The 14,321-nt window shown below is 68.2% G+C and carries 13 protein-coding genes; 5 read left to right on the top strand and 8 right to left on the bottom strand.

The annotated features are described in order from the left end of the window. The 7 genes from carB to ACFWUR_RS06920 form a co-directional block, all read right to left on the bottom strand. Window positions 1-3,363, bottom strand: coding sequence for a carbamoyl-phosphate synthase large subunit (gene carB, locus ACFWUR_RS06950; RefSeq protein WP_378903117.1), 3,363 nt, complete (start codon window positions 3,361-3,363; stop codon window positions 1-3). After that, a complete protein-coding gene (gene carA, locus ACFWUR_RS06945; protein WP_378903114.1) occupies window positions 3,363-4,478 on the bottom strand; it encodes a glutamine-hydrolyzing carbamoyl-phosphate synthase small subunit in 1,116 nt (371 codons plus the stop codon). The genes carB and carA overlap by 1 nt, the downstream gene beginning before the upstream one ends. Next, window positions 4,475-4,981, bottom strand: coding sequence for a transporter (locus tag ACFWUR_RS06940; protein ID WP_378903111.1), 507 nt, complete (start codon window positions 4,979-4,981; stop codon window positions 4,475-4,477). The genes carA and ACFWUR_RS06940 overlap by 4 nt, the downstream gene beginning before the upstream one ends. 12 nt (window positions 4,982-4,993) lie before the next feature. Further along, window positions 4,994-6,292 carry a dihydroorotase gene (locus tag ACFWUR_RS06935; protein ID WP_378903108.1) on the bottom strand — a complete coding sequence of 433 codons (1,299 nt, stop codon included), beginning with the start codon at window positions 6,290-6,292 and terminating at the stop codon, window positions 4,994-4,996. Beyond that, complete coding sequence (locus ACFWUR_RS06930; protein WP_378903105.1) at window positions 6,289-7,242, bottom strand: aspartate carbamoyltransferase catalytic subunit; 954 nt, start codon at window positions 7,240-7,242, stop codon at window positions 6,289-6,291. Before ACFWUR_RS06930 ends, ACFWUR_RS06935 begins: the two co-directional genes overlap by 4 nt. Before the next feature lie 76 nt (window positions 7,243-7,318). Continuing rightward, window positions 7,319-7,921 (bottom strand): bifunctional pyr operon transcriptional regulator/uracil phosphoribosyltransferase PyrR, encoded by a 603-nt coding sequence (gene pyrR, locus ACFWUR_RS06925; protein WP_063056556.1) that lies wholly within the window; start codon window positions 7,919-7,921, stop codon window positions 7,319-7,321. A gap of 411 nt (window positions 7,922-8,332) precedes the next feature. Beyond that, the gene (locus tag ACFWUR_RS06920; protein ID WP_378903102.1) at window positions 8,333-9,184 is read right to left on the bottom strand and encodes an SAM-dependent methyltransferase; all 852 of its coding nucleotides are present in this window, start codon (window positions 9,182-9,184) and stop codon (window positions 8,333-8,335) included. Window positions 9,185-9,281: 97 nt separating this feature from the next. On the opposite strand from ACFWUR_RS06920, the gene ACFWUR_RS06915 reads away from it, so the two are divergent. The 4 genes from ACFWUR_RS06915 (at window position 9,282) to ACFWUR_RS06900 (ending at window position 11,612) form a co-directional block, all read left to right on the top strand. After that, window positions 9,282-9,839 carry a TetR/AcrR family transcriptional regulator gene (locus ACFWUR_RS06915; protein ID WP_378903100.1) on the top strand — a complete coding sequence of 186 codons (558 nt, stop codon included), beginning with the start codon at window positions 9,282-9,284 and terminating at the stop codon, window positions 9,837-9,839. 54 nt (window positions 9,840-9,893) lie between these two features. Then, window positions 9,894-10,493, top strand: a complete 600-nt coding sequence (locus ACFWUR_RS06910) for a GNAT family N-acetyltransferase (protein ID WP_378903097.1) — start codon at window positions 9,894-9,896, stop codon at window positions 10,491-10,493. Between the two features lie 196 nt (window positions 10,494-10,689). Continuing rightward, window positions 10,690-10,980 (top strand): hypothetical protein, encoded by a 291-nt coding sequence (locus tag ACFWUR_RS06905; RefSeq protein WP_378903094.1) that lies wholly within the window; start codon window positions 10,690-10,692, stop codon window positions 10,978-10,980. A 161-nt stretch (window positions 10,981-11,141) separates the two neighbouring features. Continuing rightward, window positions 11,142-11,612: a DUF6463 family protein gene (locus tag ACFWUR_RS06900; RefSeq protein ID WP_378903091.1), complete on the top strand. Its 471-nt coding sequence runs from the start codon at window positions 11,142-11,144 to the stop codon at window positions 11,610-11,612. A 96-nt stretch (window positions 11,613-11,708) separates the two neighbouring features. Here the strand turns inward: ACFWUR_RS06900 and ACFWUR_RS06895 are convergent, their stop codons facing one another. Beyond that, window positions 11,709-13,241, bottom strand: a complete 1,533-nt coding sequence (locus ACFWUR_RS06895; protein WP_378903088.1) for an FAD-dependent monooxygenase — start codon at window positions 13,239-13,241, stop codon at window positions 11,709-11,711. 450 nt (window positions 13,242-13,691) lie between these two features. Here ACFWUR_RS06895 and ACFWUR_RS06890 point away from each other — a divergent pair, with 450 nt between their 5' ends. Further along, window positions 13,692-14,315: an alpha-ketoglutarate-dependent dioxygenase AlkB gene (locus ACFWUR_RS06890; protein WP_378903085.1), complete on the top strand. Its 624-nt coding sequence runs from the start codon at window positions 13,692-13,694 to the stop codon at window positions 14,313-14,315. Window positions 14,316-14,321: the final 6 nt, after the last annotated feature.

Raw genomic sequence — 14,321 nt, 5'->3', positions numbered from 1 at the left:
TCAGCCACGCAGTTTCGAGTGCAGTTCCTGCAGCGAGCGCACCCCGATGCCGCCGTTGATGCCGGCCTCGATGCCCTGCACCGCCGCGGCGGCGCCCTGCACGGTGGTGATGCACGGGATGTTCGCGCCCACCGCGGCGGTGCGGATCTCGTAGCCGTCCACGCGGGGGCCCGAGTTGCCGTAGGGGGTGTTGAACACGATGTCGATCTCGCCGTCGCGGATCTGCTCCACGATCGAGGCCTCCGGCATGCCGGTGGCCGGATCGGTAGATTCCGGATCGGAGTGCTTGCGGGCCTGTTCACAGGGAATGCCGTTGCGGCGCAGGGTTTCCGCGGTGCCCTCGGTGGCGAGGATACGGAAGCCCAGGTCGTGCAGGCGCTTGATCGGGAACACCATGGCGCGCTTGTCGCGGTTGGCGATCGAGACGAACACGGTGCCCTCGGTCGGCAGCGAGCCGTAGGCGGCGGCCTGGCTCTTGGCGAAGGCGGTGCCGAAGTCGGCGTCGATGCCCATGACCTCACCGGTGGACTTCATCTCCGGCGAGAGCAGCGAGTCGATACCCGAACCGTCGGCGCGACGGAACCGGTGGAAGGGAAGCACGGCTTCCTTCACCGCGACCGGTGCGTCCAGCGGCACGTGGCCGCCGTCGCCCTCGGGCGGCAACATGCCTTCGGAGCGCAGGTCGGCGATGGTGGCGCCGAGCATCACCCGCGCGCACGCCTTGGCCAGCGGCACGGCGGTGGCCTTGGAGACGAACGGAACCGTCCGGCTCGCCCGGGGATTGGCTTCCAGGACGTAGAGCACGTCGTCCTTGAGGGCGTACTGCACATTGAGCAGGCCCTTGACACCGATGCCCTTGGCCAGCGCGATGGTGGAGCGGCGCACGGCCTCGATGTCGCTGCGACCCAACGTGATCGGGGGCAGCGCGCAGGCGGAGTCACCGGAGTGGATACCGGCTTCCTCGATGTGCTCCATCACCCCGCCCAGGTAGACCTCCTCGCCGTCGCACAGGGCGTCGACGTCGATTTCGATGGCGTCTTCGAGGAAGCGATCGACCAGCACCGGGTGATCGGGGTTGAGTTCGGTGGCGCGGGAGATGTAGCCCTCGAGCGAGGCCTCGTCGTAGACGATCTCCATGCCGCGCCCACCCAGCACGTAGGACGGGCGCACCAGCACCGGGTAGCCGATCTCGTTGGCGATCTTCTTCGCCTGGGCCACCGTGGTGGCGGTGCCGTACTTGGGCGCGGGCAGTCCGGCGGCGACGAGAACGTCACCGAATTCGCCACGGTCCTCGGCCAGGTCGATCGCGGCCGCGGAGGTACCGACCACCGGCACGCCCGCGTCGGTGAGCCGCTGCGCCAGACCCAGCGGAGTCTGTCCGCCGAGCTGCACGATCACACCGGCCACGGTGCCCGACTCGGCTTCGGCGTTGTACACCTCGAGGACGTCTTCGAAGGTGAGCGGCTCGAAGTAGAGGCGATCGGCGGTGTCGTAGTCGGTGGACACGGTCTCGGGGTTGCAGTTGACCATCACGGTCTCGTACCCGGCGGCCGACAGCGTCTGCGCCGCGTGCACACACGAGTAGTCGAACTCGATGCCCTGACCGATGCGGTTCGGGCCCGAACCGAGGATGATGACCTTCTCGCGCTCGCGCTGCGGCGCGACCTCGGACTCCGCACCGGGATCGAGCTCGTAGGTGCTGTAGTGGTACGGGGTCTTGGCCTCGAACTCGGCGGCGCAGGTGTCGACGGTCTTGTAGACCGGGCGCACCGCGAGACGGTGACGCAGCGAGCGCACGCCTGCCTCGCCCGCGAGCTCGGGGCGCAGGGCCGCGAGCTGGCGGTCCGACAGTCCGTAGTGCTTGGCGCGACGCAGCAGCTCCTCGTCGAGGACTGGCGCGTCGAGGACTTCCTGACGCAGCTCGACCAAGCCGAGCACCTCGGCGACGAACCAGGGGTCCACACCCGAGGCCAGCGCCACCTCTTCGACGCTCGCGCCGTAGCGCAGCGCCCGCTCGACCTGGTAGATGCGACCTTCGGTCGGCACGCGCAGATCGGCCAGGACGGCCTCGATCGCCTCGCGCACCGACGCCGGGTCGTTCGCATCCGCCGGCGCCCACTGACCGTCGTCGGTGGTCCAGAAGCTGGTGGCCTTGGTCTCGAGCGAACGCAGCACCTTGCCGAGCGCCTCGGAGAAGTTGCGGCCCATCGACATCGCCTCGCCCACCGACTTCATGGTGGTGGTCAGCGTGGCGTCGGCGCCGGGGAACTTCTCGAACGCGAACCGCGGCGCCTTCACGACGACGTAGTCGAGGGTGGGCTCGAACGATGCCGGGGTCTCGCCGGTGATGTCGTTGACGATCTCGTCGAGGGTGTAGCCGATGGCCAGCTTGGCGGCGATCTTGGCGATCGGGAAGCCGGTCGCCTTCGACGCCAGCGCCGAGGAGCGCGAGACGCGCGGGTTCATCTCGATGACGATCAGGCGACCGTCCTTGGGATCCACCGCGAACTGGATGTTGCAGCCACCGGTGTCGACGCCGACCTCGCGCAGGATCGCGATGCCCAGATCGCGCATCTTCTGGTACTCGCGGTCGGTGAGGGTCATCGCGGGGGCGACGGTGACCGAGTCACCGGTGTGCACACCCATCGGGTCGACGTTCTCGATCGAGCACACGATGACCACATTGTCGTTGCGGTCGCGCATGAGCTCGAGTTCGAACTCCTTCCAGCCGAGGATGGACTCCTCGATCAGGACGTTCGCGGTCGGCGAGGCCGACAGGCCGCCACCGGCGATGCGGTCGAGGTCTGCCTCGTTGTAGGCCATGCCCGAGCCGAGCCCGCCCATGGTGAACGAGGGGCGAACGACCACCGGGTAACCGAGGTCGGCGACGGTCTCGCGCACCTCGTCCATGGTGTAACAGACCGCGCTGCGGGCACTCTCGCCGCCGACCTTGGCGACGATGTCCTTGAACTTCTGCCGGTCCTCACCGCGCTGGATGGCGTCGAAGTCGGCGCCGATCAGCTCGACGTTGTACTTGGCCAGCACACCGTTCTCGTGCAGTGCGACGGCGGTGTTGAGCGCGGTCTGCCCCCCGAGGGTGGCCAGGATCGCGTCGGGGCGTTCCTTCTCGATGACCTTCTCGACGAACTCCGGGGTGATCGGCTCGACGTAGGTGGCGTCGGCGAACTCCGGGTCGGTCATGATGGTCGCCGGGTTGGAGTTCACCAGCGATACGCGCAGTCCCTCGGACCGCAGCACCCGGCACGCCTGGGTACCGGAGTAGTCGAATTCGCACGCCTGGCCGATCACGATCGGGCCAGAGCCGATCACCAGGATGTGCTTCAGATCCTCGCGGCGAGGCATCAGGCTCCTTCCATGAGACCGGCGAAACGGTCGAACAGATATGCGGCGTCGTGCGGGCCTGCGGCGGCCTCGGGGTGGTACTGCACCGAGAAGGCGCGGCCGTCGATCAGCCGGACCCCTTCGACGGTGCCGTCGTTGGCGCAGATGTGGGAGACCTCGGCCTTGCCGAACGGGGTGTCGAACACCTCGCCGCGCTCGCCCTCGAGGGCGAAGCCGTGGTTCTGGGCGGTGATCGACACGCGGCCGGTGCCCTCTTCAATCACCGGGATGTTGATGCCGCGGTGGCCGAACTTCATCTTGTAGGTCGTGCGACCCAGTGCTCGGCCCAGGATCTGGTTGCCGAAGCAGATGCCGAACAGCGGGATTCCGCGTTCCAGGACACCCTGGGTGAGCGCGATCGCGCCGGTCTGGGTGGCCGGGTCGCCGGGGCCGTTCGACAGGAACACGCCGTTGGGGTCGAGCGCGAGGATGTCGTCGAGGGAGGTGTTCGACGGCACCACATGTGTGCGTACGCCGCGCTCGGCGAACATGCGCGGGGTGTTGGTCTTGATGCCCAGGTCGACCGCGACGACGGTGAACTTGTGCTCGCCCACCGGTTCGATCGTGTACATCGCGTCGGTGCTGACCTCTTCGGCGAGATCGGCACCCAGCATCGAAGCCTGGCCGTTGACCCGGGCGAGGAGTTCCTTGTCGGTGGCCATCGCCGCACCGGAGAAGATGCCCGCCTTCATCGAACCGCGGCTGCGCAGGTGGCGGACCACCGCGCGGGTGTCGATCCCGGCGATGCCGACCACGTCCTGGCGGTCGAGCTCGTCGGTCAGCGTGCCGGTGGCGCGCCAGTTGGAGGAGACCCGCGAGGGGTCGCGCACGGCGTACCCCGCGACCCAGATCTTGCCGGATTCGTCGTCCTCGTCGTTCCAGCCGGTGTTGCCGATCTGCGGGGCCGTGGCCACCACGATCTGGCGCGCGTAGCTGGGGTCGGTCAGGGTCTCCTGGTACCCGGTCATCGCCGTGCAGAACACGGCCTCACCGAGTGTCTGGCCTTCGGCCCCGAAGGCGGTTCCGCGGAATACGCGGCCGTCCTCGAGCACCAAGGCTGCTTGTGCCTTCGTCATTCATCGTCTCCCGTCGTCACCCTGGTCGCATCCGCAATCCATGCCGGGTACACCGTCTTGTCGTCGCCCCGGAAACCGGTATCGATCTCGGTTCCGGTCGGCAGTGTCCAGCGAATTACCAGCACACCGCCTTCTGTCATCACTTTGCCCGCGTGTCCGCGCTCGGTGCGCACCGCCGTCACCGATTCCTGTGGAATCCAGATCACCGTGGCACCGTCACGTTCGAGCAGAATTCCGCGTTCGAACCGCGTCAGCTCGGCGGTCGCCCGGAATCCCAGGTCACCGACCGCGATCCGGTCCTGCCAGCTGGGCGCGATGGTGCTGCCCAGGTACATGCCGGTGGTCGGTTCCAGTAGTTGTGCGCCCAGTTCGGCGGGCACCGTCGGCAGTTCGCCGATGCGTGCCTGCTGCCGCGTGGCCTTCTTCTGCCAAGCCCGGTACATCAACCACAGGCACAGAACGAAAAAAGCCAGCAGCCCGACAATCCACAGCGTTCTTTCCACTTCCTGGCCTCCCTAGATCCCGACCGCCTTGCCCTCGCGGGCAGTTACCCGGCCACGCAGCACGGTGGCTGTGACCTCGGCCGGGAACGTCATGTCCTCGAACGGTGTGTTGTTCGAGATACTCGCCAGTTCGGCGCCGCGCACCGTCCACTCGGCGTCGGGGTCGATCAGCGTGAGGTTGGCGGGCTCGCCGACCGCGATCGGGCGGCCGTGGTCGTCGAGTCCGACGATCGCGGCGGGCTTCTCGCTCATCACCTTCGCGACGCCGCGCCAGTCGAGCAGGCCGGGCTCGACCATCGTCTGCACGATGATCGACAGCGCCGTCTCCAGCCCGAGCATGCCGGGGCGGGCGGCCGCGAATTCGCAGCACTTGTCCTGCTCGGCGTGCGGAGCGTGGTCGGTGGCGACGCAGTCGATGATGCCGTCGGCCAGTGCCTGGCGCAGGGCGGCCACGTCGGTGGACTCGCGCAGCGGCGGGTTCACCTTGTTGACCGCGTCGTAGGTTTCCAGGCGCGAGTCGTCGAGGAGCAGGTGGTGCGGGGTGACCTCGGCGGTGATCGAAATGCCCTGGGACTTGGCCCACTTCACCAGCTCGACGGTGCCCGCGGTGGAGGCGTGGCAGATGTGAACCCGGGCGTTCGCGTCGCGGGCCAGCAGTGCGTCACGCGCGACGATCGACTCCTCGGCGGCGCGCGGCCAGCCGTGCAGGCCCAGGCGCGCGGCGTTGGGGCCCTCGTGCGCGATGGCGTTCTTGGTCAGGCGCGGCTCTTCGGCGTGCTGGGCGATGAGCACACCCAGGGAGTTCGCGTATTCGAGGGCGCGGCGCATGATCAGCGGGTCGTCGACGCAGTGGCCGTCGTCGGAGAACATCCGTACCTGGCCGACACCCGCGGCCATGGTGCCCATCTCGGCGAGCTGCTTGCCCTGCAGGCCCACCGTGACGGCGCCGACCGGGAACACGTCGACGAGGCCGACTTCCTGGCCGCGGCGCCACACGTGGTCGGTGATGACGACCGAGTCGGCGACCGGACTGGTGTTGGCCATCGCGAACACCGCGGTGTAACCGCCCAGTGCGGCTGCGGCCGAACCGGTTTCGATGGTCTCGGTGTCTTCGCGACCGGGTTCACGCAGGTGGGTGTGCAGGTCCACGAAGCCGGGCAGCAGGATCTGGCCGTTGCCCTCGATCACCTCGGCATCGTCGGACGCCGTGAGGCCGGTGCCGATGTCGGCGATGATGGTGTCGCGCACCAGGACGTCGACCGGGTCGCCTTCACCGTAGGGCTTGACGTTCTTGATCAGCAGCTCACTCATACCGTTTCCTCCTGACCGACGAGCAGCCGGAACAACACGGCCATCCGCATGTGCACTCCGTTCGAGACCTGCTGCAGCACAGCCGATTTCGGCGAATCCGCGACCGCCGAGGCAATTTCCATGCCGCGCAGCATCGGGCCGGGGTGCAGGACAACGGCGTCGTCGTCGAGCAGCGCGAGCCTGCGCTCGGACAGTCCGTAGTTGATCGAATATTCGCGGGCCGACGGGAAGAACCCGCCGTTCATCCGCTCCGCTTGCACGCGCAGCATCATCACCGCGTCGGCACCGGGCAGTTCCGCGTCGAGAGAGGACGAAACCCGTGCGGGCCAGGCCTCCACGCCGACCGGCAGCAGGGTGCGCGGCGCGACCAGCACCACTTCGGCGCCGAGGGTGTTGAGCAGCGAGACGTTGGAGCGGGCGACCCGGCTGTGCAGGATGTCGCCGACCAGCACGATCCGCTTACCCGCGATGTCGCCGAGGCGCTGGCGCAGGGTGAGCGCGTCGAGCAGGGCTTGGGTGGGGTGCTGGTGGGTGCCGTCGCCCGCGTTGATGATCGACGGGGCGGCGCGGTCCTCCTCGCGGGCCCACTGCTCCATCCAGCGCGCGATCTGGTGCGCGGCACCCGAAGCCGGGTGGCGCACGATCAGCGCGTCGGCGCCCGCGGCGTGCAGGGTGAGCGCGGTGTCTCGCAGCGATTCGCCCTTGGAGACCGACGAACTCGACGCGCTGACGTTGATCACGTCGGCACTCATCCACTTGCCCGCGACCTCGAACGACACCCGGGTGCGCGTGGAGTTCTCGTAGAACACCGTCATCACGGTGCGCCCGCGCAGGGTCGGCAGCTTCTTCACCTCGCGGCCGAGCAGGGCCTGTTCGAAGCGTTCGGCTTCGTCGAGAAGTTCGGTGGCGGTCCCGCGATCCAGGTCGGCGACCGTCAGCAAATGCTTCACGCCTCCACCTCGCTGGCGCTCGGCTCCGGCGTGACCCCTCGGATGGCTGTGTTCATGGTTCGGTCGCTACGCTCCCTCACTGCTCTTGACCTTCCTGATGCAGGTAGACACCATCGCGACCGTCGTGCTCGACCATCAGCACCGAGATGTCCTCGGCGCGGGAGGTCGGCACGTTCTTGCCCACGTAGTCGGCGCGGATCGGCAGCTCGCGGTGGCCGCGGTCGATGAGAACCGCCAGCTGCACCGCACGGGGGCGGCCGAGGTCACGCAGGCCGTCCAGGGCCGAGCGGACTGTGCGACCCGAGAACAGGACGTCGTCGACGAGGACGACCAGGGAGTTCTCGATGCCGCCGTCGGGCACCGAGGTGCGCTCGAGCGGGCGGTGCGGGCGACTGCGCAGGTCGTCGCGGTACAGCGTGATGTCGAGCGAGCCGAGGGCGGGGCGCACACCGGAGAATTCCTCGATCTTGTCCGCCAGCCGGTTCGCCAGCGTGGTGCCGCGCGTTGGGATTCCCATGAGAACCACCCGCGGTGCGTCGGCGTCGCCGGAATCCAGGGCGGTCTTCTCGATGATCTGGTGCGCGATGCGCGCTACGGTCCTGGTGACATCCGAGGGCGACAACAGCTCGCGCCCGGCTGCCACCCACTCCGGGGTGTGCCGCTGCGATGTTTCGCTCACTTGTCCACCTCGCCGACGCTCGGCGGACAGGTGCGCGAAGCGCGCTGTATCGCTGGTTCGCTCGCACGCTCGCTCACGCCGGTATCGGCCGCCCGTTCGGGCACAGCCATGCCGACCTCCTTCCCCGCCTCACCGGACGGTCCGTTAAAGGATGCCTAACTCGCCCGTCAGCCTATCAGCGTCAGGAGGCGCCTTTGACCAGGTAGGCCCACCTGTGAGCGCGACCACGGACCGCCTTCGGACGAGCGCCGCCGTGTCGATGGTCACAGACGCGCCGAAAGCGCAGTCAGCGCGCCTGTTTCACCGACTACGACGACGCTGCGCCCGCCCCGACGCGAGCCGGTCCGTGATCGCCTTCACGTCGTCGCAACTCCGCCGACGCCTACCGCCGCCCGGCGCTGTCGCCGTCGGTCACACCCGCTCGGCGAGCACGACACCCACGTTCGGGTTGTTCACCGCCACCGCTCGGCCGAGTGGAACGATCATGTCGTCCCACGCGCGGAACTCGGTGCGCCAGCCGTGCTCGACGAGCCACTGTTCCCCGGGGCGTCCGGCATCCAGTGGGGGCGTTCGCGCATCGCTGTCGCCGGCGACGAGTCGGCGCAGTTCGGCATAGGGCGGGGCGTCGGGGTCGATCGCGAACCGGCTGAGGCCGAATCGACTCCCGGGCGCGGACAGGGCCGTCAGCGTTGCCACCGCCCGGAGGTGGTCCTCGGGCCGCAGGTACGGCAGCGCGCCCTCGTCGATCCAGTGGGTCGGCAGGTCGGCGCGAAATCCCCGCTCGCCCAGCGGGACAGCCCAGTCGGTGCTCAGGTCGATCGGCAGGATGTGTCGTTGTGCGGTCGACGTGGCGCCGACCGCGCCGAGCACCGGCTCCTTGAAGGCGAACAGCTCGGGCAGGTCGAGTTCGTACACCGTGACGTCGCCGGGCAGTCCCATCCGGTAGGCGCGGGTGTCCAGACCGGCGCCGAGCAGGACGACCTGGCGGCATCCGGCGGCGACGGCCTCGCTCACCCGGTCGTCGACCAGGCGGACACCGACCGATCGACCCGCGAAGAACTGTTCGGCCAAGGTCACGACTCGCTCCCACCGGGCCGAGCCCTCCTCGGTGCGGGCGAAGTCGCGGCGTGCGGCGTCGACGAAAGCCGCGGCGAACGGATCATCGTAGAGCCGATCCGGGCCGCGCGACTCCCGCTCTCGGATCAACGCGACCCCGATCGCGGTCACTGCCACCCCGTCGGTGGGTGCGTTCACCTGTGTCATCTTGTCTCCCAAACTAACTTGCCGACCGGCTAGTGATCTCGATCACGAGTGCGACGGTAGACTTGCCCTAGCCGGTCGTCAAGCAAAGGAAAGCCCCGTGGACGGACGTCGTAGCGACACCAGGGAACGTATTCGCGCGGTGGCGATGGAGCTGTTCTCCGAGCGCGGCTACGAGAAGACGTCGCTGCGCGAGATCGCCGAGCGGCTCGGCGTCACCAAAGCCGCGCTGTACTACCACTTCCGGACGAAGGAGGACATCGTCGTCAGCCTGTCCGACGACCTGCGCCGCGGCATCGACGACATCGTCACCTGGGCCGAGCAGGCTCCGCCGGGAGCCGAGCGCGCCGAACAGATCTTGCGCCGCTACAGCGCGCTACTGCACAGCCTCGGCCGCGACATGGTGCGCTTCTGGCACGAGAACCAGCCCGCGTTCCGTGACCTGGGTTTCGGCGCGGGCCTGCGCTACCAATTCCGTGTCCTCGCCGATCTCATGACCGGCCCCGACGCCGCCCCCCTCGACGTCTATCACGCCCGACAAGCCCTGCTCGCGATCAGCTGGAGCCTGTCGATGATGGGCGATCTCGAGCTGACCGACGACCAGATGCACACCGCCGCCACGGATATCGCGGTCGACATCCTTGCCCGAATCGACTAGCCGAGCCTCGCAAAATGCGTTGCCCCGCAGTCATGGGGTCCGCCATCATCGGTCATGACCATCGGCACCAGCGCCCGTTCCCGGTCGACGCCGCCGGAGCGGATCGATCTGGGGGATCTCCTGATTCGCCGGTGGCAACGCGGTGATCTGGCTCGCCAGTTCGCCGCGTTGACCGCCTCGCACGCCCATCTTCGCCCATGGATGTCGTGGGCCGAACAGCCACCGACGCTCGCCGGGCAGCGCCGGAAGCTCCGGACCTCGGCCGCGAACTGGCCGACGCCCGACGGCGGCTACCTGTACGGAATCTTCATTGCCGGCGGCGAGGTGGCCGGCGGCATCGGGCTCCACGACAGGATCTCCCCCGCTGCCCTGGAGATCGGTTACTGGTGCCATATCAGCCACACCGGCCGGGGTGTCATCACCCGGGCGGCCCACGCGCTGACCACCGCCGCACTGGCCCTCCCCCACATCGACCGTGTCGAAATCCATTGCGACGCGGCCAACGCCCGGAGCGCGGCGGTCCCCCGGCGGCTCGGATACGCGCTGATCGGCACCGCCCCACGCCCGCGGACAGCGCCCGCCGACTCCGGTGTCGGAATGATCTGGGCCACAACGGCTCGGCCCGCTGGAGCCACCTCGGGTGCCCGCCGATGAGGCAGCTTGTCGCCCGATGAGCCGCCGACTAGACTGTGACGCGCACCACATAGCGACGGCGGGGTCGCCCCGTCGCCGAGAGCGATCGTGATTCGATCGGAGCGCCGGATCACGGTGTTCTATCGCGACCCCCCGCTCGTCGGGCCGGGCCCGAAGTCACTCCACCCCCGCTCGATCGCGCAAGGAGATGACCGCCATGACGGTTGCCGTCGAACTCGAATTCACCGGCTCGACCCTCGAACAGTACGACCAGGCCCTCGCGAAGATGGGCTTCGTGCACGGCGGCTCCGGCGGGCCCGGCCTCCTGTTCCACCTGGCCAGGAAGACCGACACCGGATTCCACGTCACCGACGTCTGGGAAACCGCCGAGCAGTTCCAGAGCTTCGCCGAATCCACCCTCGGCCCGGTCGGCATGGAAGTCGGCATGCCCAACCAGCCCACCATCGAAGTCCACGACATCTACAACTACCTGGCCCAGGGCAACTGACCACACGAAACCCATTCCACGACAAGTCTTCTCCACGCCTTGGGCGGAGGCGGTCGGAATTCGCCTGTGCCGCAGGCCATACCCCGCCATCTGTACGCAACCGTATATATACCGATACGCTCGACCTTGTACGGATCCGTATAGATATTGGGGAGTCAGCCATGGAACAGCCGAGCGTGAATCGGATGATCAAATGGGCGGGGCGGATCATCGCACTCATCGGCGTCGGGCATCTCACGCTCGGCATGCTGGCAAGTTGGTCCTACGTCGACGACTGGCTCACACTGGATCTGTGGGGGCACTGGTGGGAGGACACCGGTGCGGCCAACGCCTTCTGGGCGAACCCCGCCGGATTCGGTTGGCCACTGTTCGTCGTCGGATTGCTCATTGTCTGGATGGATCGCAACGGGATCGTTCCACCGCCGTTCCTGGCCTGGATGGTGCTCGGCTGGGGCATACTCTGCGCCGTCATCGTCGAACCGACCCCGGGGCCGATCGTGGTGATCGCCGCCGTTGTGCTCCTGCGCGGAATCCACAGCGCCGGCACGCATGTCGGACCGGTCGCGCGAAACACCTCGACCATGATCGGGTCGACCGGGCGCAGTGGCGCCGGCGGCTCCGGCGCGGCCTGACGGATGGGCAGCGCACTGATCGTCAAGACCGGTGCGCCGCCCGCCAGTTCCAGCCCTGGATGGGCACGGAGTTCAAGGCGAACGGCACAGGATCGACTACGGCTGGACGCCGAACCACCTGGTCAGTGCCGTGCGCAAATCGGCTGCCGAGGTAGCCGATGACTCGTCGATCGTCGCAGCCCACGCGATATGGCCGTCGGGGCGGATCAGCAGGGCGTCGACCGGGCGATCGACGGTCTTGGCCGAATGGATATCGACGCGCTGCGCCCACCCTTCGGCGATGTCACGCAGGTCGGCGCGGTCGGCCAGATCGAGGAAGACCGGTCGCGCGGCCCGCATGAGTTCGGCGACGCCGGTGCCCTGGTCGGCGTGCAGAATCAGATCGGGTGCGAAAGTGCCGGTGAGCGCATGGGTTCCGAGGTCGGGGTAGCGCAGATCGGTGCCCGCGACGAGTGCTCCCATGCGTCGCAGCGCGGGCTCGTCGGAGAGGAGTTCCCCGAACACCGCGCGCAGCGCCTCAGCGGCGGGGTCCTGGCCTCGACGAAGTGCCGCCTGGGCGCGGGTCTGCAGCAGTGCGCGGCCACCGGCGAAGTGACGTTCCTCGTGATAGGTGTCGAGCAGGTCGGCCGGGGCCCAACCGTGGATGTCGGCGGCCAGCTTCCAGGCCAGGTTCACCGAGTCGGTCATGCCGAGATTCATCGCCGCGCCGGTGGCGGGCAGCAGGTGGGCCGCGTCACCGGCAAGGAAAACTCTGCCCGCACGGTAGTTCTCGGCCTGACGCTCCTGGAACTGGTAGCGCGACAAGCGAGTCGGCGCGCCCAGCGGCAGTTCCGCGCCGAGCACGCGACGAACGCTGCCGCCGAGTTCGGCCATGGTCAGCGGTTCGTCGTTGTCGTATTCGGCGTCGTCGTTCTCGGTGGTCTGGAAGAACATCACCCGTTCCTCGGCGCCGACCCGTCCGAGCGCGAAAACGCCGGTGTCGGTGTGGGTGAATCCCGTATCGATCCGACCGAGACCGGGCACCTCGATCGCGCCGTCGTCGAGCACGGTCACCGTCTCGTGCACCGCGACCACCGCCAACCGGTTGACCTCCGGATGGGTGCTGCCGGGAAATCCGATGCCCGCCAGCTCGCGGATCCGGCTCCGGCCACCGTCGCACCCCACCAGGTAGCGGGCACGAACCCGGTACGGCCCCTCCGGTCCGTTCACCTCCGCGATCACCGCGTCGTCGCCTTGGGTCACCGCGACCACCTCGTGGCCGCGCCGGATCTCGGCACCGAGCTCGACGGCGTCCTCGGCGAGGAGTTCCTCGACCCGCGCCTGCGGAATCGCCATGGCGTGCAACGGACTGTCGTCGAGGCCGGTGAAGTCGAGGTACACCCCGCCGAACGGGAAAATCGGCGTGGGACTCCCGTCTCCACTGGCCGCTGCCATCCGGTCGAGCAGTCCCCGATACCGCAGCACATCCAGGATTCGCCCACCGAGACCACTGGCCTTCTGCGCGGTACCCGGCTGTTCACGGCGTTCGAGCACCACCGGCCGCACCCCGGCCCGACCCAGTTCCCCCGCGAGCATCAGTCCGGCAGGCCCAGCGCCGACAACGATCACGTCGGCGGTCATCTCTTGCATCTTGTCGCTCCCGAATGTGGCTGGTCTCTGCATTGCCCAGCGATTGTGCAGCACCACCGAGGCCTTGCCGCAAGCCCCTGTGTGAGCTATAAGTTGGAAAGGGCGACGAGTGAGCGCACCTCGTAGAGCAACCGCTTGATATCACCCGAAAGCTTCGCCGCGCCCGTCGGCCTTTGTCAGCCGGTCCCGATCAGCGCCCACCAAGTTGCTGCCGAGCACGGGTACCGGCGGCAACGCCCGCGGCCCTCGACTACCGATCTTCGCCGCGCACCCGGAGTTGAGCGTGGGTGCCTCCGGACATTCGAACACGCCCTTGACGCGCGTTCTCGGAGCAGATGCGCTGATCGAGCGACAGCGAAGGTCGGTCTACCACCCTGATCGCGGTACGGGTCCGTCACTACCCACACCATGTATCGAACATACATTCGATTACGTTGTAGACTGGCGCTCATGTCGCTGCCCCTGCAAGGTTCACTGTTCGACGGTGATGCGATTGCCCTGGGCCCGATCGAGGCGATCCGGCGGACCCAGCTCGACGCGACCGCCTGGGTCGATGCGCTGCCCGGCTGGCTGAGCGGCGCGAGTCAGCTGTTCGATCGGCTGGCCGAGCGCGTTCCCTGGCATGCCGAACGCAGGCCGATGTACGACCGGGTGGTGGACGTCCCGCGGTTGGTGTCGTTCTTCGGAGACAACGATCCGCTGCCGGATCAGATTCTGATCGAAGCGCGGGCGGCGTTGACCGCGCACTACGCGGTCGAACTCGGTGAACCGTTCCGGACGGCCGGGCTGTGCTTCTACCGCGACGGCCGCGACAGCGTCGCCTGGCACGGCGACACGATCGGTCGCGGTGCCACCCACGACACGATGGTCGCCATCGTCTCGGTCGGAGCGCCGCGTTCGCTCCTGCTGCGACCGCGCGGCGGAGGTGCGAGCGTGCGGTTCACGGCGGGTCACGGGGATCTGGTGGTCATGGGCGGGGCGTGTCAGCGAACCTGGGAGCACGCGGTTCCCAAAACCGCACGCCCGGTCGGACCTCGCATCAGCATCCAGTTCCGTCCGCGCGGCGTCCGGTGATGTCGA

It is taken from the genome of Nocardia sp. NPDC058633, from assembly GCF_042717045.1.
In the GTDB taxonomy this organism is placed as follows: Bacteria; Actinomycetota; Actinomycetes; order Mycobacteriales; family Mycobacteriaceae; genus Nocardia.
Note: the sequence above shows the minus strand (reverse complement) of the source record. Positions and strands in the feature narration are given on the sequence as shown.

Bases quoted from the DNA above. Each gene is read 5' to 3' on its own strand.
- ACFWUR_RS06910 (WP_378903097.1), top strand. From the start codon at position 9,894: ATGACCATCGGCACCAGCGCCCGTTCCCGGTCGACGCCGCCGGAGCGG.
- ACFWUR_RS06935 (WP_378903108.1), bottom strand. From the start codon at position 6,292: ATGAGTGAGCTGCTGATCAAGAACGTCAAGCCCTACGGTGAAGGCGAC.
- ACFWUR_RS06895 (WP_378903088.1), bottom strand. From the start codon at position 13,241: ATGCAAGAGATGACCGCCGACGTGATCGTTGTCGGCGCTGGGCCTGCC.
- carA (WP_378903114.1), bottom strand. From the start codon at position 4,478: ATGACGAAGGCACAAGCAGCCTTGGTGCTCGAGGACGGCCGCGTATTC.
- ACFWUR_RS06920 (WP_378903102.1), bottom strand. From the start codon at position 9,184: ATGACACAGGTGAACGCACCCACCGACGGGGTGGCAGTGACCGCGATC.
- carB (WP_378903117.1), bottom strand. From the start codon at position 3,363: ATGCCTCGCCGCGAGGATCTGAAGCACATCCTGGTGATCGGCTCTGGC.
- ACFWUR_RS06900 (WP_378903091.1), top strand. From the start codon at position 11,142: ATGGAACAGCCGAGCGTGAATCGGATGATCAAATGGGCGGGGCGGATC.
- ACFWUR_RS06890 (WP_378903085.1), top strand. From the start codon at position 13,692: ATGTCGCTGCCCCTGCAAGGTTCACTGTTCGACGGTGATGCGATTGCC.
- ACFWUR_RS06905 (WP_378903094.1), top strand. From the start codon at position 10,690: ATGACGGTTGCCGTCGAACTCGAATTCACCGGCTCGACCCTCGAACAG.